Source organism: Lysinibacillus sp. FSL K6-0057, from assembly GCF_038630885.1.
Lineage (GTDB): Bacteria > Bacillota > Bacilli > Bacillales_A > Planococcaceae > Lysinibacillus > Lysinibacillus fusiformis_F.
In genome coordinates this window covers 4,294,774-4,315,250 of record NZ_CP152047.1, presented here as the reverse complement: position 1 = coordinate 4,315,250, position 20,477 = coordinate 4,294,774, and the positions used below count along the sequence as shown (strand labels likewise).

The following is a 20,477-nucleotide window of genomic DNA, read 5'->3' as shown; positions in this document are numbered from 1 at the left end:
TGTCATAAGCAACCTCCTTAATAGTTATTAAATTATGTATCTTTGTTCATTTTGTTATATTAATAATGTAACAGATGTTGATAGAGTTCAATAATACCCATCTATTTGATTTACTTCCAAATTTGTTAAACACACAAAAAACAGATAACTGTAATTAGTTATCTGTTTATAGCCGCCAATAATTTTATGATTTCTTCTGATAATCTGATTTAAGAACCATGGAGCAAACACATTCCACCTGCGCAGTCTGTGCGAACATATCGACTGGCTGAATATACTCAACATCATAAAGCTTCGCTAATTGTTGTAAGTCCTTTGCCAAAGTGGATGGGTTACAAGAGGTATAAACAAAACGCTTAGGTTTTAGTTTAAGGACTGTTCGAATAAATTCAGGTGCTAGTCCTGTGCGTGGTGGATCTACCGTAATCACATCTGGAGTAAATCCTTCCTTGCGCCATTTTGCTAGGACACTTTCCGCTGTACCAACTGCATATTTCGTATGCTTGAGGCCATGGTTGCGAGCATTTTTACGAGCATCCTGAATGCTTTCAGGAATGACATCCATTCCACGAACTTCTTTCGCTTGATCCGCTAACCATAGTCCAATTGTGCCAACGCCACAGTATGCATCAACTACTGTTTCTTTTCCTGTTAAAGCAGCAGCCTTTTTTATTTCATCATAAAGATGAACTGTTTGTGTTGGATTTAGTTGGAAGAAGGCGCGTGCTGATAAATCAAAAGCCAATTCGCCAAGCTCTTCATGAATTGTTTCTTTGCCATCAAGTACAATGGTTTCATCACCGAAGATTAATGATGTTTTTTCACGATTAATATTTTGTGCAATGGATACAATACTTGGATCGATTTTTTTAATACGTGTAATCAATTCAGCTAAATGAGGGATTTCTTTTCGTGTTGTGACAAGAACGACTTGTGTCTCACCTGTACGAATCCCTGTACGTACAACAATCGTACGCACTAAACCATCTAGCGTACGACCATCGTAAATAGTGATATTTAGCTTTTGCAAAATTTTTCGAGTGGCTACGGTAATTTTAGAAGTAATGGGGTGTTGAACAAGACAATCATTAATGTTTAACAGCTTATTGCTTCCTTCAGCGAATAAACCTGCGTAAACACGCTTGCCTTCTTTACGCACTTGGAATTGGCTTTTATTACGGTAATGCCAAGGGTCATCCATACCAAGTGTTTTTCGTACTTCAATCGTTTCAACTAAAGGTTTGGCATAACGCTCTAATGCTTGCATAACAATGTCACGCTTTTCTATTAGCTGTTTGTCATATGTCATATGCTGAAGCTGGCAGCCGCCACAGTCATCGTACACTGGACAAGGTGCTTCCTGACGATGCTTTGAAGCTTTACGAATGGCTAAAATCTCTGCTTCAGCAAAATTACGCTGTGTTTTCGTTATTTGAGCTGTGATTTCTTCTCCAGGAATAGCTCCCTTTACAAATACCACATTACGTTTATAAAATCCTACACCTTCACCATTAATGCCTAGCCTTTTTATTGTGAGTGGGAATTTTTGTCCCACGGTCATTGTTGTTTGCTGTGTCAAACATTCCACGTCCCTGCTCTATAATGTCATCTCCCCATTATAACGAAGGAGCAGGCGATTGCAAAGCAACAGGGAAATCTTCATATTCTAATACTAAATCGTCAAGCGATAAGAAGGTATAACCCTGTTTTTTAGCTTCTGCAATAAACATTGGTAAAGCTTCTGCATTATCCTGTGCCACTGTATGCATTAAAATAACGGCACCTGGATGCAATTGTTCCATAAGTGCATTATAAGCATAATCTGCACCACGACGCTCATCCTTCATCCAATCCTTGAAGGCCACAGACCAGAAAATATGACGATAGCCTTCAGCATTGCCCACCTCTAACACTTTTGCATTAAAAATACCTTCAGGTGGACGAGCATATGTGGTACGATCGATGCCTGTCAGTTCACGTAACTTGCCATCAAATTTTTTCCATTCGGCACGTATGCCATCCTGTGAGAGTCGTGCCATATTAGGGTGACCATATGAGTGATTCCCAATAATATGACCATCCTTCACCATGCGTTTCACTAAATCGCTGGCACTGTCTAAGTAATGGCCTGTTAAAAAGAAAGTTGCAGGTACATTTTCTTTTTTCAATGTATCCAAAATACTTTCAGTAAAGCCGTTTTCATAGCCATTATCAAATGTTAAATAGGCAATTTTTTTATCTGCCTTCCCTTTATAAATCGCACCATATTTGTCGAGTAACTGATCGAGCTGTGCCCCTGCCTCTGCTTGTTCACCGTTTTTAGCTCGCTTAAAGCCCCAATGATGTTCATCAGAACCAGCAGCAAAATATGGATTAAAGCTAATTCCTGCGGCAATAATAAAAGTAGCAATTACCGCACCTACAATATGTTGTTTCCACATAAAAAACGCATCCTTTCTTTTTCATTAGAATGCGTAATTACTAAAAAAATTATCCAACTTAATTTTTTCTAATCTTGAGCCTTTAACAAATTTTCAAGTGCTTGCTTTAAATAAGGGTATTTAAATATAAAATGTTGTTGTTCTAAAAGGGTTGGCAGCACATGTTGTCCTTCTAGTACAAGTGTGCTTTGTTCGCCGAGAGCACAACGCATCGCAAAGCTAGGAACAGGTAGCCAATGACGTCTGTCCATGACTTCTGCAATCGTTTGACCAAATTCCTTCATTCTCATCGGGTGCGGCGCTGTTATATTAAATGGACCGTGAACATTTTCATTTGTAATAGCGAAATAAATCGCACGTGCTACATCTTCAATATGTACCCATGAAAGCCACTGCTCTCCAGAACCAATCGTTCCACCCACATGCATTTGATAGGGCAATAGCATGGGTGGAAGTGCACCACTATCTCTCCCTAAGATGACACCAAAGCGTGCAAGAGCCACACGTATACCTAACGCTTCTGCTCGTTTCGCATGGCGTTCCCAATCATGAACAGTAGTGCCCAAAAAATCAGTTGCATAATCTGTAAAATCTTCATTATAGATGGCTTGAGTGGAAGTAGGATATATACCAACTGCACTAGCATTGACAAGTACTTTTGGCTTTATCTTGAGCATGTCCATTATCCGTACTAATTCCAATGTTGCATTCATTCGGCTCCAATAGATAGCTTTCTTTTGTTTTTTTGTCCAACGACCATTATTTAATGAAACACCTGCTAAATTCACAAAGGCATCCACATCTTCAAATATTGCCAAAGGTTGCTCGTGCTGCTGCAGCCATTGTACATAGTGAACGCCATTTTCTAGCTTTGACTCATGACGTGTTAAGACAAAAAGGTCATGTCCATTGTTCTGCAATAGCTTTATAAGTGCCTTTCCAACAAAGCCAGTGCCACCTGCAATAACGATTTTCATAACAAGCACCTCTTTTCTAATCGAATAAAAACGCTTCCTAATAAGTTTATCATGTAACAAGAAAGTAAACATCTTTAGGCATTCATTGCAGAGCATGAGAATTACTCGCGGAAGGGAAGTGAATACTCGCGAATGAAGGCAAAATACCCGCGCTAAATATCAGAACCCCCATAAAGAAATGCTATAATGACAATAGTGAGGTGTTTGCTATGCGTATGATTACGAAAATTGCACGTCAAAAAAACAATCCTGAACGCTATAATATCTATTTAAATGAAGAATATGCTTTTCCGGTTGATGAAGCCATTCTCATTCAGTTCGGTTTAACAAAGGGGAAGGTGCTCGATGAATTCGAAATCCAGGAGATTGCCTATGAAGATGAGATACGTAAGGCATTTAATAAGGGGTTAAACTTTCTCTCTTATCAAATGCGAAGTGAGCATGAGGTAAAGAAAAAGCTACTCGCATTAGAATTTGGAGAAGCTGTGGTGTTAGAGGCGATCCAAAAGTTAAAATCCTATGGCTTTATTAATGATGAAAACTATTCGAAGGCATTACTTGATACTAAGAAAGCTACGATGAAAAAAGGACCAAGAGCCATTAGACAAGACCTGATTAAAAAGGGCATTGAGAAAAACTTGCAGGATGAGGTGCTTGCTACATATAGTTTTGAGGAACAATTAAAACTGGCAATGCAGTTAGCGGAGAAAATTATTCGCTCAGAGAATAAGAAAACGCCAACCCAAATAAAGACCAAAATCCAGGATTTTCTTTTAAGAAAAGGGTATGCATTTTCGATCGTGGAAGAGGTGCTTAGCCAAGTGGAGATAGCGCAGGATGATGACAACTGGCAGCAGTTGTTAGATACTCAAGGCGAAAAAGTTTGGAAAAAGTACGTATCGAAGTATACTGGTTATGAGCTAAAAATGAAGGTTAAACAGGCGCTCTATCAAAAGGGTTTTCCTATAGAAGTAATAGATTGTTTTATAGAAGAGAAGGAGAATGAAGAATGAGTGAAAAAAATTATGCAGCTATGTCTGAGCATGAACTGCGAGAGGAAATTGCTTTTCTAAAAGAGAAAGCTCGAAAGGCAGAACAGCTAGGAATTATCAATGAGTTTGCTGTTTATGAGCGCAAAGCTTTAATGGCTGCGGCTTATTTGGTAGATCTGGATACGATCGTTCCAGGAGAAATGTATCGTATTGATGGTTCAGATAATGAGTTTTTCCAAGTAGATTATTTAAAGGGACGTTTTGCTTGGGGACACCGTTTAGGCGGGGACAAGTACCAAGAGGCATTACCAGTATCTATCCTTTCCCCTGTAAAGGTGGGCAAATAAATGGATGAGAAAATTGAAAAATTAACAGCAGAGTTATTAGCAAAGAATCCACAGATGTCTGTTGGACGGGCACGGGTTTGGGTGGAATTGCTATGGAGTGACTTTGAATCAACTGCCGCAAAAGCAGGGTATGATTATCGTGGAGCAGCGTATACAGAAAATCTTGTTCGTCAATTAATTGCTAGCTACGGTGATAAATTACACGCATTTGCAGGACGTAATCCGAAGTATATACATTTACTAGATGCTAGTGATGATATGGCACAATAATAAAACCCTGACCAATCTTGGTCAGGGTTTACTGCTTAATTACTTGCGCCAATTTGTAGTTTTCTCTGGAGCTTATCTTCTGTAAAGATCCAGCCTGTGTAAGACGTAACAATGTCATTATCATCATTTAAATGTGCAACAGCCACGAAAGGATAGCGATTGTCACTGCGGTAACGCAAATCGATTAGCCTTACTTCTATTAGGCCGTTTTCAAGCTCTGAAATCTCCCATCGGTACATTGGAGAGAAGGACACAAATGCAGCTAAGTTAGGATCTTTCATTGCGGCATCTATAAGCGCAGTTTTAGGTAAAGGCTTAATTTCGAATTTATCGTAAATATTAACAGTCCTTCCATATGCACGCCCAACGTAATAATGTGTTTTAGATTTGGCTGCGATACGCCAGTGGAAGAAGCGCATAGTAGGCGCTACAATGACATATTCTTCATCTTGAATAGTATGATGCACTGCATTTTTTACCGCTTTTTGAACGGCAAATCGTAAAATATAGTAAATCACGATAACCATATACATGATACTAAATGTCCATACTGGATTTGTACCGAATGCCCATAACACAATACCAACACAATGTAATGAAAAGATAATGGGATCGAAGGTATTAATGACACCTAAAGCAACCCATTTTCTAGAGAATGGTCGAATTGCTTGCGTACCATACGCATTAAAAATATCAACAAAGACATGAAGACCAACAGCCAAAAATGTCCAAAGCCATAAATGAAACACATTTACGTCTTGCAAAATAAGTGATAAAACAATTGTAATTAAAATAGGCCAAATAGCTACAGCTGGTAGTGAATGTGTAATTCCTCTGTGATGTCGAATATAGATGGCGTTATTACGTAGTTTTAACACAGTGTCGACATCTGGAGCTTGTGAGCCAATAATTGTACCTGCCATTACTGCTGTAAAAGTCATTGAATGATCGGCTACTACAGGGTCGGCTAATGCAAGACCGCCAAGGGCTATACCCATAACGAAATGTGTACCTGAATCCAAAAATATCCACTCCTAGTATGCATTAAAATCGAGTACAATGTGCATACAACTTTATTTCGAAAATGATAAAAGGTATATTGAACTATTCTGACATTCGTGTGAAAGAGACAGTTTTTGTCGAGTATACACGAATATTCTTTTCTTCATTGTATACCCTTTTCATCATAAATTAAATCGTAAAAACAACGGAGGTCACTGTGAATTACCCATATGTAACAGAATTTCGACAATCTTTAGTCGACTGGTTTAACACGGAGAAACGTGATTTGCCGTGGAGACACACAACAGACCCTTATAAGATTTGGGTATCGGAAGTGATGCTGCAACAGACACGTGTCGATACAGTTATTCCTTATTACAATCGTTTTATGGAAAGTTTTCCAACATTAGATTTGCTGGCGGAAGCACCACAAGAATACTTATTAAAGCATTGGGAAGGTCTTGGCTATTATTCCCGTGCTCGCAATTTACAAGCAGGTGCTCGTGAGGTTTTAGAAAATTACGGCGGTATAGTACCTGACAATCGCCATGAAATATCTAAATTAAAAGGTGTTGGTCCCTATACTGCAGGCGCTATATTAAGTATTGCCTATAATAAGCCTGAACATGCAGTTGACGGTAATGTTATGCGAGTTCTCAGTAGGGTGCTTGATATACATGATGATATAGCTCTTCCAAAAACGAAGAAGATTTTTGAAGTGGCGGTTGAGGAACTAATTGATCCTCATCATGCTTCATCGTTTAATCAAGGCTTAATGGAGCTGGGTGCACTTATTTGTACACCTACCTCTCCAAAATGTTTATTATGCCCAGTCAGAGAGTATTGCACGGCTTTTAATGAGGGAGAACCAGAAAAATTACCTGTCAAATCAAAAAAAATAAAAATGAAGCATCTCACATATGATGTACTCGTATATGAAAATGACAATGGACAATTTTTAATGCAACAACGTCCTGAGGAAGGCCTGCTAGCTAATCTATGGCAATTTCCCATGATGGAAACGAGCCAAATTTCAGCAGAAAACTATACAAAGGAATGTACAGAAAATGGACAGGCCAAACAGGAGCTGCTTACATTTAAACATGTTTTTTCACATTTAACTTGGCATATAAATAGCTATTATATAAAATGCGAATCCGCTGAGCTGGGTGATTGGCTAAGTCGTGAGCAAATAGAACTTTTGCCGATGCCTGTTCCGATGCTAAAAATTTGGGAAGAAGTAAAAAAGCAAACAGCAGGAAAATAAAACCTTCTTAAAATAATCAATTCATGAGCATAAAAGTCATCACCTCCGTACACAATAACTAGCGTGGAGGTGAATGAAGGATGAAAAAACAAAACAACCAAAATTTCCAACCGAATAAAAACATGCAACGTCAAAGTGAAGAGTTTGGTTATGAGACGGACGTAAATGAAGTGCAAAAGCAAAATGCGAAAGCAGAGCAAAAGAAAGCTCCAGCTTCAGGTCGTTTCTCTAAAACTAACCAAGATTTAGGTGAGTAACACTTTGTAACTGCATAATTGCATTTACCTCTAAGGGGCTGTCTTAAATCCGAAAAGATGAAAAAGACAGCCCCTTTCAAATTGTTCAGTTAAGTAAATCATCAGCTGTAAAGGAAATCCTCTAGAGGTGGAATATTTGCGGAATTAACTAAAAAATCCCATCAAAGCTGACATTATAATAAAATTCGCTTATAATTGACTAAATTTTATACAAATTCAAAATAGCGTAGTGAAATTTGTGGTTTTCTAACTACACCTTTCGCGTACACATTGCTATAATATACTAGAGACTGCTAGATTTAGGTAGCATAGACGAAAAGGTGGGCTAACAAAATGGCATTACCGGTAGAAGGAGAAACGATACAAATACATAGTTATAAGCACAATGGCCGTATCCACCGTGTTTGGCAAGAAACGATGGTTTTAAAAGGAACGAAAAATATCGTAATCGGTGCGAATGAACGGACACTTGTGACAGAATCCGATGGTCGTACATGGCTAACGAGAGAGCCCTCTATTTGCTACTTCCATGCGGAACACTGGTTTAACATCATCTGTATGCTACGTGAAGACGGTGTGTATTATTATTGCAATCTAAGCTCACCATTTGTTTTCGATAATAATGCCATTAAATATATCGACTATGATTTAGATATTAAAGTTTTTCCTGACATGTCTTATACCCTTTTAGACGAGGATGAATATGAGCTCCATCGTAAGGAAATGTCTTATCCTGATGTCATAGATAAGATTTTAAAGCGCAATGTCGATAAATTAATAAGCTGGATTCAACAAAAAAGAGGACCATTTGCACCCGATTTCATCGATGTCTGGACAAATCGTTACAAGTTCCAGCTTGATATGCAGTCAGATGATCGTTAATGACACCTATTAGTTTAACTAATAGGTGTCATAGTGTTGAAAAACAAAACCATCAATAGAATTTTTGTGAAAGGTGAAAACAGATTTCCGTTGCAGGCTACTTGCTTTCCTGTGGGCGAGCGCCGAATCGCTTCCTCCGCTACCGCTCCGTGCAGGGTTTCGCCTGTCTCGCTATCCCACGGGAGTCAAGTAGCCCTCCACTCCAACCAATAAATATTTAACTTTTTAACAAAGGTTTTCAAATAAAGTGAAGGTGTTCACTACTCTTTATGATGTCACGCATCACTTCTCCACATTGAAAATAAAGGGCCTATCCCCCTAAGAATACAGTTATTGGGCTATTTGATTGCTATGCTAGTATGAAAAAAGTAAAGACATTTTGCAAAATGGTTGATTGGAGTGGAGCCAGCGTCACTCCTAGGGGATTTAGCGTCACAGAGGAGACCCTGGAGCGAACGTTAGTGAGTGAAGCGGCTCATCGGACGCCCCCTGGAAAGGACGCTGGCGGAACGGAAATCACCCCTTCATCTTGCTAAAATATCTTTTTCTGCTAGTGACATGATCTTTTTTCAACAACATGACACCTATTAGTTTAACTAATAGGTGTTTTAGTGTTGAAAAACAAAACAGTCAATTGAAAGGTAGAAATGGATTTCCGTTGCAGGCTACTTGCTTTCCTGTGGGCGAGCGCCGAATCGCTTCCTCCGCTACCGCTCCGTGCAGGGCTTCGCCTGTCTCGCTATCCCACGGGAGTCAAGTAGCCTTCCACTCCAACCCACTGACTTTTTAGCAAAGGTGTTCAAATAAAGGGAAGGTGTTCACTACTCTTTATGAAGAGGTTTTGTCACGCTTCACTTCTCCACATTGAAAATAAGAGCTCATCCCCTCTAAGAATACAGTTAATGGGCGATTTGATCGCGATGCTACTATGAAAAAAAGTAAAGACACTTTGCAGCATGGTTGATTGGAGTGGAGCCAGCGTCACTCCTAGGGGATTGAGCGTCACAGAGGAGACCCTGGAGCGAACGTAAGTGAGTGAAGCGGCTCATCGGACGCCCCCTGGAAAGGACGCTGGCGGAACGGAAATCAACCTCTCACCTTGCAAAGTTGCTTTTTCTGCCGTTGACATCATCTTTTTTCAACAGCATGACCTATTAGTTTAACTAATAGGTGTTTTTTTATTGGAGGGGATCAGAGAGCTGTAAAGACAAATGTAAAATAGTTCGCTATAAAGTCATCATAACTGTATTCTAATCGAAATATTGCTATAATACTTAGGGCATTCATCATCGAATGCCTGTTTCTTTTTGTAAGGATGTGATGATAAATTGGGAAGCATAAAGCGATATATGCGCTTTGTAAAACCATATACATGGGAAATTATTTTAACGATTATCATTGGTATAGTAAAATTTGCTATTCCTCTATTTATTCCACTGCTCATTAAGATTGTATTGGACGACATTATTGCAGCAGATGACTTAACAGATGTAGAAAAAACAAAAGAGCTATTTTATTGGCTGGGTGGAACTATTATTGTGTTCTTTATTATCCGTCCACCTATTGAGTACTATCGACAATATTATGCACAACACGTTAGTAATAAGGTGCTGTTCGATATTCGAAAAGAGATTTATGCACATTTACAGCGCCTAAGCTTAAGATACTATGCCAATACACGTGCAGGTGATGTTATTTCAAGGGTTATTAATGATGTTGAGCAAACGAAGACCTTTGTTATGACGGGCTTAATGAATGTGTGGTTGGATCTTGCGACGATAGTAATTGCAATTGCCATTATGCTAACAATGGATGTGAAGCTAACACTAGTAGCTTTAATCGCATTTCCATTTTATGCATTCAGTGTGAAGTACTTTTTTAGCAAATTGAGGGATTTAACACGGAAACGTTCTCAAGCACTTGCAGGTGTACAAAGTTATTTACACGAACGTGTAGCTGGTATGAGCATTATTAAAAGCTTTACTTTAGAAAAGCATGAACAAAAATTGTTCGATTCAGCAAACGGCGAGTTTTTAGAAAAAGCACTTGATCAAACAAAGTGGAATGCAAAATCATTTGCTGTCGTAAATACAATCACGGATGTTGCACCATTGTTAGTGATAGCCTATGCGGGCTATCAAGTAATAAATGGGTCACTTTCAGTTGGAACAATGGTTGCTTTTATAGCTTATATTGAACGTCTGTATGGTCCACTTCGTCGTCTTGTTAGTTCTTCCACCACTTTAACACAGTCTATCGCTTCAATGGATCGAATGTTTGATTTAATAGACGAGCCTTATGAAGTGAAAGATAAGGACTACGCTCGTGAACTCCCACGCGCAAATGGGGCGGTTTGCTTTCACAATGTAGCCTTCCAATATGAAGAAACTGGTTCACCTATTTTAAATGCAATTGATTTAACGATTAATCCCGGGGAGACTGTTGCCTTTGTAGGGATGAGTGGTGGTGGTAAGTCCACGATTATCAGTTTAATTCCTCGCTTTTACGATACAACAAGTGGGAAAGTGACCATTGATGGATATGATGTACGAGACGTCACTTTACATTCGTTACGATCGCAAATTGGTATTGTCTTGCAAGATAATATACTTTTTAGTGATTCTGTCAAAGAGAATATCTTAATGGGGAGACCAGATGCAACAGATGAACAGGTCATCCAAGCAGCGAAAGCGGCAAATGCCCATGACTTTATTATGAGTCTGCCTAACGGTTATGACACAAAGGTTGGAGAACGAGGAGTAAAGCTATCCGGCGGACAAAAACAAAGGGTTGCCATTGCACGTGTGTTTTTAAAAAATCCACCGATTTTAATCCTTGATGAGGCTACTTCTGCGTTAGACTTAGAAAGTGAAGCACTGATACAAGAATCATTAGACAAACTTGCTCATGAACGAACGACTATTATTATTGCGCACCGTCTTTCTACAATTACCCATGCTGATAAAATTTTTGTCATCGATCATGGACAATTAATCGAAAGTGGAACACATGAGCAGTTAATGGACAGCCAAGGAACATATTATAATTTATTCCAGGTGCAGCATTTAGATTGAAAATTAACGTAAATTCCACGATTTATAAATTTTTTTTTAAAAAAGTCTTTCATTTTTTTGAAAATGGAAGGCTATTTTTTTTTGATAAATGTAAGAAATTATCTCTTTATAAGATTTAATTATTATCGAAGACGATTATTGTAGAAATTCTATGTAATTTGCAGAATATTAATGATTGAAAGAGTCGGGATTTTTAGTTAGAATTATCTGAAAATAAGGAATTTAACGAAAGTTATAGTATTCTATTAATATTATTATACATTTAAGTAAAATATAGGTAGGGTGGGGCGTTACACATGAGGAAAAAACTACTAGAAATAAAAGGTTTGAAAACGACCTTTTTCACAGATAATGGGCAAATTCCTGCTGTAGACGATATCGATTTTTCTGTCCATGAAGGAGAAATTTTAGGGATTGTAGGAGAATCGGGAAGTGGTAAAAGTGTTACGTCGCTGTCCATCATGGGATTAATTCCATCACCACCAGGAAAAATAACAGGTGGAGAAATTTTGCTAGATGGCAGAAATATTGCTAAATGTACGGATAAACAAATGCAAAAAATACGTGGTAAAGACATTGCAATGATTTTTCAGGAGCCAATGACTTCGCTAAACCCTCTGTTTACGATTGGTGACCAGTTAAAAGAGGCGATATTAATCCATAATCCAAAATGGTCGAAAAAGGAAGCGTTTGCAAGAGCGGTTGAAATTATGAAATTAGTGGGTCTACCACGTGCTGAGGAATTGCTAAAGGATTACCCACATCAGCTGTCTGGTGGTATGCGTCAACGTGTGATGATTGCTATGGCACTTGTCTGTGATCCTCAGGTATTAATTGCGGACGAGCCTACAACTGCATTGGATGTTACGATACAAGCCCAGATTTTACAGCTTATGAAAGACTTAAATAAACGCTTGAATACAGCTGTGTTGTTAATTACACATGATCTGGGTGTTGTCGCAGAAACTTGTGAGCGAGTGATTGTTATGTATGCAGGACAAATAGTGGAAGAGGCACCGATTCATGAAATTTTCACTAATCCTAAACATCCCTATACGCAAGGACTCATTCAATCAGTACCTGATATGCGTTATAAAAAGGATAATCTATACTCCATTCCTGGGAGTGTACCGAAACCAGGAAGTATTCAGGTTGGCTGTCGTTTTGCAGCACGCTGTGAGTATGCGATGGAACGTTGTTTACAGGAAACACCACCTTTATTTGAGGCAGCTGAGAATCATAAATCGAGATGTTTTTTACTAGAGAAGCAGGAGGTGGAGCAACGTGTCGAAAGCGCTATTAAAGGTTGAGGGGTTAAAAAAGTATTTTCCGATTCGAAAGGGAGTCCTTAATTCGCATACGGGAGATGTAAAGGCAGTAGATGATGTTTCATTTGAAGTATTTGAAGGAGAAACATTAGGGATTGTTGGCGAATCAGGCTGTGGTAAATCGACAACGGGTCGCTTGTTAATGCGCTTACTAGAGCCAACTGGAGGTAAGATAGAATTCGCAGGTAAAATGATTTCAGAATTATCCAATAATGAAATGAGGAAGGCGCGTAGAGATATTCAAATGATTTTTCAGGATCCCTATGCCTCGCTGAATCCACGCCATAACATCGGCAAAATATTAGAGGAGCCTCTTATTGTTCATGGGATAGGTAATGCCAAGGAGCGCAAACAGAAAGTGTTGGAGCTACTTGAGATTGTTGGATTGAATGAATATCATATCAAGCGTTATCCGCACCAATTTAGTGGAGGGCAAAGGCAGCGTATCGGCATTGCTAGAGCCTTAATGACCAATCCACGCTTAATTATTGCGGACGAGCCAGTATCTGCGCTCGATGTGTCCATACAGGCACAGGTTTTGAATTTATTGCAAAAGCTGCAAAAAGATTTAAAGCTGACTTATATTTTTATTTCCCATGATTTAGGGGTAGTTCGCCATATCAGTAATCGTGTTGGCGTTATGTATTTAGGTAAATTAGTAGAGTTGACAGCGAGTGAGGACTTATATGCTGAACCGCTTCATCCATATACACAGGCACTTTTATCTTCGGTTCCTGTTCCAGATCCTACGTTTGAACGGGAACAGATTATTATTACAGGAGATATTCCAAGTGCATCAAACCCGCCAAGCGGTTGTACGTTCCATACGAGATGTCCATTTAAAAAGGAACAGTGCTCACAGGTAGTACCTAAAATGCAAGAAGTGAAACCGGGTCATTATGTTGCTTGCCATCTTTATGAGGCACTCCAACATTAAATGATATAAAAACTCATAGGGGGAAATTCGATGAAGAAAAAGAAGTTTTGGACTTTAGGTGTAATGCTACTCCTTATCCTCTCGACAATCTTAGCGGCTTGTGGCGGCTCAGATACTAAGGATACGGGTAGTAAAGATACTTCAACTGGTGGCGATACAGCTGGCAGTGGAGAACCAAAAATTTTAGTGTATGGTCGTGGTGGAGATTCTGTAGCACTAGACCCTGCTGTTGTTACAGACGGTGAATCCTTCACGGTAACAGCTAATATTTATGAAACATTAGTAAACTTTGGTGAACGAGATGTAACGATTCAACCAGGCTTAGCAAAATCATGGGAGGCATCAGAGGATGGTTTAACGTATACTTTCCAGCTAGAAGAAGGTGTGAAATTCCATGACGGCACAGATTTCAATGCTGAGGCTGTTGTTAAGAATATTGAACGTTGGAAATCAGGTGCGGATAAACACCCTTATTTTAGTTCGCAATTTGTCGTTGGTGACAAGCAAGTAATTGAATCAGTAACTGCAGAGGGTGACTACACAGTTGTCTTTAAATTAAGCCAACCACAAGCACCATTCCTGAAAAATTTAGCAATGTCTCCATTCGCGATTGCTTCTCCAACTGCATTTGAAGCAGATGAAGAAGGTTTATCTGCAAATCCTGTAGGAACAGGTCCATTCAAGTTTGTAAGCTGGGTACGTAATGATTCAATCACAATTGAAAAAAATCCAGATTACTATATTGATGGCTATCCTAAATTAGATAAAGTGATTTATCGTTCTATTCCAGAAAACTCTGCACGTTTAAATGATTTATTAGCAGGCAATATTGATGTAGCTGATGGCTTAAGCCCATCTGATAAAGCAACAATTGAAGGCGATGCTAATTTACAGTTAATCGAGCGTCCATCTATGAACGTTGGTTATCTTGGTTTAACAGTTACTCGTCCTCCTTTTGATAATGTAAAAGTGCGTCAAGCAGTTAACTATGCAATCGATAAACAAGCATTAGTGGATGCATTTTATGAGGGGCTAGCTGAGCCAGCGAAAAACCCAATGCCACCAGTAATTTCTGGTTACAACGATGACGTTACAGGCTATACGTATGATCCTGAAAAGGCGAAAGCATTACTTGCTGAAGCAGGCTATGATGGTAAGGAAATTGAGCTTTGGGCAATGCCAGTACCACGTCCATACATGCCAGACGGTCAAAAAGTGGCAGAAGCGATTCAAAAGAATTTAGAAGATGTGGGCATTAAATCTAAAATTGTGTCATTTGAATGGGCTACGTATTTAGAGAAAGCACAAAATGGTGAAGCAGATGCGTTCCTACTTGGCTGGACAGGCGACAATGGAGATGCGGATAACTTCCTATACACGTTATTAGACGGCGATAATATTGGCTCTAATAACTATACATTCTATGATAATCCTAAATTACACGAAATTTTTGTTAAAGCTCAAACTGAAATTGACGAGGACAAGCGTAATGAACTTTATAAGCAAGCTCAAGTAATTATTTCTGAGGATGCTCCATGGGTTCCACTTGCTCACTCAACACCAATTTTAGCGGCTAACGTGAAAGTGACGAATTATATTGCGCATCCTACTGGCTCTGACCGTTTAGATGCAGTAGATATTCAATAGTAAATTTCATCATTTTCAATTGAACAAAGAAATGTGAAGAATCTGCTTGCTTTTCTGCGGGTAAGCCGTGGAAATCTCGCAGATTCTTTTCAAGTAACGATAATGATTATTTCCTGTATGAAAGAACTCAACTAAACATTCAAAACCGTTTAGTGAAGGCTCAACCTTTCAACAGTATATAAAGACTTCAAAGTAGATTATGAAAATCATAGAGAGGTGATGAAAATGCTTCACTATATGGGGAGACGTTTACTTCAACTAATCCCAGTTTTGCTTGGAATGACTTTTATCGTCTTTATGTTGATACGAGCAATTCCTGGAAATCCAGCACAAGTTATTTTAGGACAACAGGCGACAAAAGAGGCGGTCGAGGCGTTAAACGCAAGTTTAGGATTAGATAAGCCGTGGTATACACAATATTTTAGTTACTTAGCAGGTATTTTTCAGGGGGATTTAGGGGTTTCCCTACGTACGAAACTACCTGTATCAGAAGAAATTTTTCCATACTTAGCAGCAACGGCCGAACTTGCACTATTTGCGATGATTATTGCGATCGTTATTGGTGTGAATGCCGGCATTATTTCTGCATGGTTCCAAAATTCATGGTTTGATTATACAGCGATGATTATAGCATTAATCGGTGTTTCTGTACCTGTGTTCTGGCTTGGCTTAATGGAGCAGTGGACATTTAGTAGTAAGCTTGGTTGGCTGCCTACCTCTGGTCGAGAAGATGTGCGAAATCCAATAACCGCCATAACCCATTTTTATTTACTAGATACGCTCATTCAAGGTCGCTTTGATCAATTCGTCGAAGTCATAAAGCGATTAATATTACCAGGAGTAGCACTTGCAACGATTCCGATGGCTATCATCGCAAGAATCACAAGGTCTTCAATGCTGGAAGTTATGCGCTCAGATTATGTACGAACTGCAAGGGCAAAAGGCCAAAAAATGTTTATTGTTGTTTATAAGCATGCATTAAAGAATGCGGTTATCCCTGTGTTAACGGTAATTGGTCTACAAACAGGATTACTGCTAGGTGGAGCCATTTTAACAGAGACGATTTTTAGTTGGCCAGGAATTGGTCGTTATATTTATGATGCGATTGGCTTTAGGGATTATCCTGTTATTCAATCAGGTATTCTAATCGTTGCATTTATTTTCATCATGATTAACTTAATCGTGGATTTACTGTACACAGTAGTCGATCCACGTATTAAATACAAATAGAAGGGAGTTGCAATGATGACTGGAGCAATTGATATAAAAAAAGAAGCAGCACCAGTTCGAGAAAAGGCAGTAGGTCCATGGCTCGAAGGCTGGCGTAGCTTTAAGAAGAGCAAAGTATCCCTCGTAGGAGCAGGAATTGTTATATTTTTTATTTTACTGGCTGTCATTGGTCCATACATTGCACCACAGGGCATCAATGAACAAAATTTAACAAAGCGTTTACTGGCACCATCCGCTGATCATTGGTTTGGAACGGATGATTTTGGACGGGATATCTTTTCGAGAATCATTCATGGTGCAAGGATTTCGTTATGGGTAGGCTTTTTCTCAGTTATTTTATCCGTCATAATTGGCAGTTTACTTGGCATCATTGCAGGCTATTATGGAAAATGGATTGATACGATTATTTCGCGTATTTTTGATATTATGCTAGCTTTCCCTAGTATGCTACTAGCGATTGCAGTAGTGTCAGTGTTGGGTCCATCTTTACAAAATGCATTAATCGCCATTGCCATTATTAACGTACCGAATTTTGGGCGCTTAATCCGCTCTAAAGTTTTAAGCGTCAAGGAAGAGGAATATATTGTAGCAGCAAAAGCAATTGGCATGCGTGATGCACGAATTCTATTTTCTCATATTTTGCCAAATTCCATAACTCCAATAATTGTGCAGGGGACACTAGCGATTGCGACAGCTATTATTGAAGCTGCGGCATTAGGTTTCCTAGGATTAGGAGCACAAGCACCAGCACCAGAATGGGGAAAAATGCTGGCGGATGCACGGAAGTTTTTATTAAATGCTCCATGGACGATGATTTTCCCTGGTCTAGCTATCATGTTAACCGTTCTAGGCTTTAATCTAATGGGTGATGGACTACGCGATGCACTTGATCCAAAAATGAAAAGTTAGTAAATAGGAACAATAGCCTTCTACAAGTTAGAAGGTTTTTTCAGCTGTTTTGGCGAAACGTACAAATGGATATAAAAGGAACATTTTTAACGCAAAAACGTTCTAAGATATATAGATGTGTGAATGGCTTTCAAAAATAAGTGAAAACACCTTTTCGGAGCCATTAATTGAATTTTTTGTCACGTTATTTTAGACTTAATTTAAGTAGAAATCTTTTAGCTTAGTAGATTATTGCTTACCATAAAATCTTTCGTTTGAAATACATATTTGAGGAGGGTGTTAGAGTTGGGGATTAATTTACAAAAAGGACAAAGAGTTGATTTAACAAAAGGTAACGCAGGTTTAAATAAAATTAAAGTAGGTTTAGGGTGGGACCCTGTAAGTCAAGAGAAAAGTGGCGGCTTTTTAGGTGGTTTATTTTCCAGTAGAAATAGTGGCAGTGGCAGAAGTATCGACTGTGATGCTTCGGTATTAATGTTACAGGATGATAAGGTTGTAGCGGGTGACGATGTTGTTTATTTCGGGAAATTAACAAGTAGCTGTGGTTCTGTTCGACACTCAGGTGATAATTTAACAGGTGATGGCGATGGTGATGATGAGGTAATTACAATTGAGCTATCATCTGTACCTACGCAATATAACAAGCTTGTGTTTGTTGTAAACATTTATGATGCGGCAGGTCGCAATCAACACTTCGGCATGATTCATAATGCATATATTCGTGTGTATGATGACAGGACAGGAAGTGAACTAATTCGCTATAATTTAACTGATAATTATTCGAATTTAACGACGTTAGTATGTGGAGAAATTTACCGTCATAGTAATGAATGGAAGTTTGCTGCGGTTGGTACGGGAACAAATGACATAAAGCTTGGCGACGTTGTTCGAAGATATCAATAAATAATTGACTAAATAGGAGGAATAAAAATTATGGGCATTTCACTACAAAAAGGTCAAAAGGTAGATTTAACAAAAACAAATCCAGGATTAACAAATGTTGTGGTAGGTTTAGGCTGGGATACAAATAAATATGATGGTGGTCATGATTTTGACTTAGACTCATCTGTATTTTTACTTGCTGATACAGGCAAAGTAGCAGATCAAAATGATTTTATTTTTTATAACAATACTACAGGTGGTAATGGCTCAGTTGAGCATTCAGGCGATAATTTAACGGGTGTAGGCGAAGGTGACGATGAAGTGGTGAAAGTGGCATTAACTCAAGTACCTGCACATGTTCAGCGACTAGCCTTCACTGTAACAATCCATGATGCAGAGTCTCGCAGTCAGAACTTTGGCATGGTGTCTAATGCCTATATTCGTATTATGAATGCTGCTTCCAACGAAGAAATTATTCGCTATGATTTAGGTGAGGATTTCAGTATTGAAACAGCTATTGTTGTAGGGGAATTATACCGTCATAATGGGGAATGGAAATTTAATGCGATTGGCGCTGGCTACCAAGGTGGTTTAGCTGCTTTATGTAATGATTATGGCTTAAGTGTAAATTAAAATTTCATCTTTGAACAGAAAGGGAGATTTTGAATGGCTATACAATTAAGTAAAGGGCAACGTATCGATTTAACCAAGCAAGATCCAGGCTTAAATAGCATTGGCATTGGGTTAGGCTGGGATGTAAAGCAATTTGATGGTGGACAAGACTTTGACCTGGATGCATCTGTATTTTTACTAGATGCTTCAGGAAAATGTCGTAATGAACAGGACTTTATCTTCTATAATAATTTAGCGAGCCCAGACCAATCTGTTGTCCATACGGGTGATAATCGTACAGGTGCAGGAGATGGGGATGATGAAAAAATTCTTGTCAACTTAAAGCAAGTATCACCTCAAATTGAAAAAATTGTTGTGACGGTAACAATTTACGATGCAGAGGGGCGTCATCAAAACTTTGGACAAGTCTTAAATGCCTATGTTCGATTGACGAACGAAGAGTCGGGATCAGAGGTATTGCGTTACGATTTAGGAGAAGACTTCAGTATTGAAACAGCCGTAGTATTTTGTGAACTGTACCGTCATAATGGTGAGTGGAAATTTGCTGCAGTAGGCTCAGGTTACCAGGGTGGTCTAGCTGCATTAATCAATGCATATGGACTACAGTAACTAGTAGGATATAGGTACATGACGGAGGATTTTGTGTGGATGTAATAAACGAGATATTAAATACATATGCACAGTTTTTTAACTGGCAGATGTGGGGACAGGTTTTAACAGATCCAGTATCATGGGGCCTTATTTTTTCGTTGATTATTATGGAGGGCCTATTGTCTGCAGACAATGCGCTAGTTTTAGCGGTGCTTGTTAAGCATTTACCGCAACGTCAGCGAAGAAAAGCATTAATGTATGGGATGTTTGGGGCTTATTTTTTCCGATTTCTCTTCATCGGTATTGGTGTATATCTCGTAAAATTCTCTATTGTTAAAGTAATTGGAGCGACTTATTTAATGTGGTTAGTCATACTGCACTTTAAAAATAAAAGCACTGATGAAGGAGAAGCACACGAGTTTAAAAAGACGGGTTGGATGGTTCGTGTCTTTGGTACTTTTTGGGCGACTGTTATTTCAGTTGAATTAATGGATATTGCCTTTTCAGTAGACTCTATTTTGGCGGCATTTGCGATCTCAGATCAAGTATGGGTTCTATTATTAGGAGGCATTTTAGGTATTATCATGATGCGTACCATCGCTGGTGTATTCCTATCATTAATCGAACGAATACCAGAGCTTGAAACGACTGCCTATATTTTAATTGCCATTATTGTACTGAAAATGTTTGCTAGTATTTTTGGCTACCATCTTTCACATGAAATCTTCTTTATTATTTTAATTGCTGCATTCTTATTAACATTTGTTGTTCACAAGTTGAATAAGAAAACAGCAGTGTAAACAAGGCACTG

At 38.8% G+C, this 20,477-nt stretch carries 20 protein-coding genes; 16 read left to right on the top strand and 4 right to left on the bottom strand.

Annotated elements, in window-relative coordinates; genetic code table 11:
* Positions 1–184 precede the first annotated feature (184 nt).
* The 3 genes from rlmD to MHB40_RS21600 form a co-directional block, all read right to left on the bottom strand.
* Complete coding sequence (gene rlmD / locus MHB40_RS21610; RefSeq protein ID WP_342533450.1) at positions 185–1,579, bottom strand: 23S rRNA (uracil(1939)-C(5))-methyltransferase RlmD; 1,395 nt, start codon at positions 1,577–1,579, stop codon at positions 185–187.
* Positions 1,580–1,616: 37 nt separating this feature from the next.
* Positions 1,617–2,441, bottom strand: a complete 825-nt coding sequence (locus tag MHB40_RS21605; RefSeq protein WP_342441616.1) for a polysaccharide deacetylase family protein — start codon at positions 2,439–2,441, stop codon at positions 1,617–1,619.
* 68 nt (positions 2,442–2,509) lie between these two features.
* Entirely contained in the window at positions 2,510–3,418 is a 909-nt protein-coding gene (locus MHB40_RS21600) for a TIGR01777 family oxidoreductase (protein ID WP_342533449.1), read from the bottom strand.
* A gap of 209 nt (positions 3,419–3,627) precedes the next feature.
* Between MHB40_RS21600 and recX the strand changes: the two genes are divergently transcribed.
* The 3 genes from recX to MHB40_RS21585 are packed head-to-tail and all read left to right on the top strand — an operon-like array spanning position 3,628 to position 5,027.
* Positions 3,628–4,431: a recombination regulator RecX gene (recX, locus tag MHB40_RS21595; RefSeq protein WP_342533448.1), complete on the top strand. Its 804-nt coding sequence runs from the start codon at positions 3,628–3,630 to the stop codon at positions 4,429–4,431.
* Entirely contained in the window at positions 4,428–4,757 is a 330-nt protein-coding gene (locus MHB40_RS21590; protein WP_036076977.1) for a YfhH family protein, read from the top strand. The genes recX and MHB40_RS21590 overlap by 4 nt, the downstream gene beginning before the upstream one ends.
* Positions 4,758–5,027, top strand: a complete 270-nt coding sequence (locus MHB40_RS21585) for a YfhJ family protein (RefSeq protein ID WP_205445613.1) — start codon at positions 4,758–4,760, stop codon at positions 5,025–5,027.
* A gap of 35 nt (positions 5,028–5,062) precedes the next feature.
* Here the strand turns inward: MHB40_RS21585 and MHB40_RS21580 are convergent, their stop codons facing one another.
* Positions 5,063–6,049, bottom strand: a complete 987-nt coding sequence (locus MHB40_RS21580; protein WP_205445612.1) for a metal-dependent hydrolase — start codon at positions 6,047–6,049, stop codon at positions 5,063–5,065.
* A gap of 197 nt (positions 6,050–6,246) precedes the next feature.
* Between MHB40_RS21580 and mutY the strand changes: the two genes are divergently transcribed.
* The 13 genes from mutY (at position 6,247) to MHB40_RS21515 (ending at position 20,466) form a co-directional block, all read left to right on the top strand.
* Positions 6,247–7,296, top strand: a complete 1,050-nt coding sequence (gene mutY / locus MHB40_RS21575; RefSeq protein WP_342441613.1) for an A/G-specific adenine glycosylase — start codon at positions 6,247–6,249, stop codon at positions 7,294–7,296.
* A gap of 80 nt (positions 7,297–7,376) precedes the next feature.
* Positions 7,377–7,553 (top strand): gamma-type small acid-soluble spore protein, encoded by a 177-nt coding sequence (locus MHB40_RS21570; RefSeq protein ID WP_008173504.1) that lies wholly within the window; start codon positions 7,377–7,379, stop codon positions 7,551–7,553.
* A gap of 333 nt (positions 7,554–7,886) precedes the next feature.
* Positions 7,887–8,435: a DUF402 domain-containing protein gene (locus tag MHB40_RS21565; protein ID WP_205445608.1), complete on the top strand. Its 549-nt coding sequence runs from the start codon at positions 7,887–7,889 to the stop codon at positions 8,433–8,435.
* Positions 8,436–9,763: 1,328 nt separating this feature from the next.
* Positions 9,764–11,509, top strand: a complete 1,746-nt coding sequence (locus MHB40_RS21560) for an ABC transporter ATP-binding protein (protein WP_342441612.1) — start codon at positions 9,764–9,766, stop codon at positions 11,507–11,509.
* Positions 11,510–11,805: 296 nt separating this feature from the next.
* A complete protein-coding gene (locus MHB40_RS21555; protein WP_205445606.1) occupies positions 11,806–12,819 on the top strand; it encodes an ABC transporter ATP-binding protein in 1,014 nt (337 codons plus the stop codon).
* Positions 12,794–13,774, top strand: a complete 981-nt coding sequence (locus MHB40_RS21550; protein WP_205445605.1) for a dipeptide ABC transporter ATP-binding protein — start codon at positions 12,794–12,796, stop codon at positions 13,772–13,774. The genes MHB40_RS21555 and MHB40_RS21550 overlap by 26 nt, the downstream gene beginning before the upstream one ends.
* A 30-nt stretch (positions 13,775–13,804) precedes the next feature.
* Entirely contained in the window at positions 13,805–15,421 is a 1,617-nt protein-coding gene (locus MHB40_RS21545) for an ABC transporter substrate-binding protein (RefSeq protein WP_342441610.1), read from the top strand.
* A gap of 225 nt (positions 15,422–15,646) precedes the next feature.
* Positions 15,647–16,651, top strand: a complete 1,005-nt coding sequence (locus tag MHB40_RS21540) for an ABC transporter permease (RefSeq protein WP_205445602.1) — start codon at positions 15,647–15,649, stop codon at positions 16,649–16,651.
* A 12-nt stretch (positions 16,652–16,663) separates the two neighbouring features.
* Positions 16,664–17,560 (top strand): nickel transporter permease, encoded by an 897-nt coding sequence (gene nikC / locus MHB40_RS21535; RefSeq protein ID WP_205445601.1) that lies wholly within the window; start codon positions 16,664–16,666, stop codon positions 17,558–17,560.
* 285 nt (positions 17,561–17,845) lie between these two features.
* On the top strand, positions 17,846–18,463 hold the full coding sequence (locus tag MHB40_RS21530) for a TerD family protein (protein WP_205445599.1): 618 nt from the start codon (positions 17,846–17,848) through the stop codon (positions 18,461–18,463).
* 30 nt (positions 18,464–18,493) lie between these two features.
* A complete protein-coding gene (locus MHB40_RS21525; RefSeq protein WP_048394760.1) occupies positions 18,494–19,075 on the top strand; it encodes a TerD family protein in 582 nt (193 codons plus the stop codon).
* 33 nt (positions 19,076–19,108) lie between these two features.
* Positions 19,109–19,684, top strand: a complete 576-nt coding sequence (locus MHB40_RS21520) for a TerD family protein (protein WP_016994007.1) — start codon at positions 19,109–19,111, stop codon at positions 19,682–19,684.
* Between the two features lie 35 nt (positions 19,685–19,719).
* A complete protein-coding gene (locus tag MHB40_RS21515; protein WP_342441609.1) occupies positions 19,720–20,466 on the top strand; it encodes a hypothetical protein in 747 nt (248 codons plus the stop codon).
* Positions 20,467–20,477 lie beyond the last annotated feature (11 nt).

Bases quoted from the DNA above. Each gene is read 5' to 3' on its own strand.
- MHB40_RS21605 (WP_342441616.1), bottom strand. From the start codon at position 2,441: ATGTGGAAACAACATATTGTAGGTGCGGTAATTGCTACTTTTATTATT.
- MHB40_RS21600 (WP_342533449.1), bottom strand. From the start codon at position 3,418: ATGAAAATCGTTATTGCAGGTGGCACTGGCTTTGTTGGAAAGGCACTT.
- recX (WP_342533448.1), top strand. From the start codon at position 3,628: ATGCGTATGATTACGAAAATTGCACGTCAAAAAAACAATCCTGAACGC.
- MHB40_RS21590 (WP_036076977.1), top strand. From the start codon at position 4,428: ATGAGTGAAAAAAATTATGCAGCTATGTCTGAGCATGAACTGCGAGAG.
- MHB40_RS21585 (WP_205445613.1), top strand. From the start codon at position 4,758: ATGGATGAGAAAATTGAAAAATTAACAGCAGAGTTATTAGCAAAGAAT.
- MHB40_RS21570 (WP_008173504.1), top strand. From the start codon at position 7,377: ATGAAAAAACAAAACAACCAAAATTTCCAACCGAATAAAAACATGCAA.
- MHB40_RS21565 (WP_205445608.1), top strand. From the start codon at position 7,887: ATGGCATTACCGGTAGAAGGAGAAACGATACAAATACATAGTTATAAG.
- MHB40_RS21555 (WP_205445606.1), top strand. From the start codon at position 11,806: ATGAGGAAAAAACTACTAGAAATAAAAGGTTTGAAAACGACCTTTTTC.
- MHB40_RS21545 (WP_342441610.1), top strand. From the start codon at position 13,805: ATGAAGAAAAAGAAGTTTTGGACTTTAGGTGTAATGCTACTCCTTATC.
- MHB40_RS21540 (WP_205445602.1), top strand. From the start codon at position 15,647: ATGCTTCACTATATGGGGAGACGTTTACTTCAACTAATCCCAGTTTTG.
- nikC (WP_205445601.1), top strand. From the start codon at position 16,664: ATGATGACTGGAGCAATTGATATAAAAAAAGAAGCAGCACCAGTTCGA.
- MHB40_RS21525 (WP_048394760.1), top strand. From the start codon at position 18,494: ATGGGCATTTCACTACAAAAAGGTCAAAAGGTAGATTTAACAAAAACA.
- MHB40_RS21520 (WP_016994007.1), top strand. From the start codon at position 19,109: ATGGCTATACAATTAAGTAAAGGGCAACGTATCGATTTAACCAAGCAA.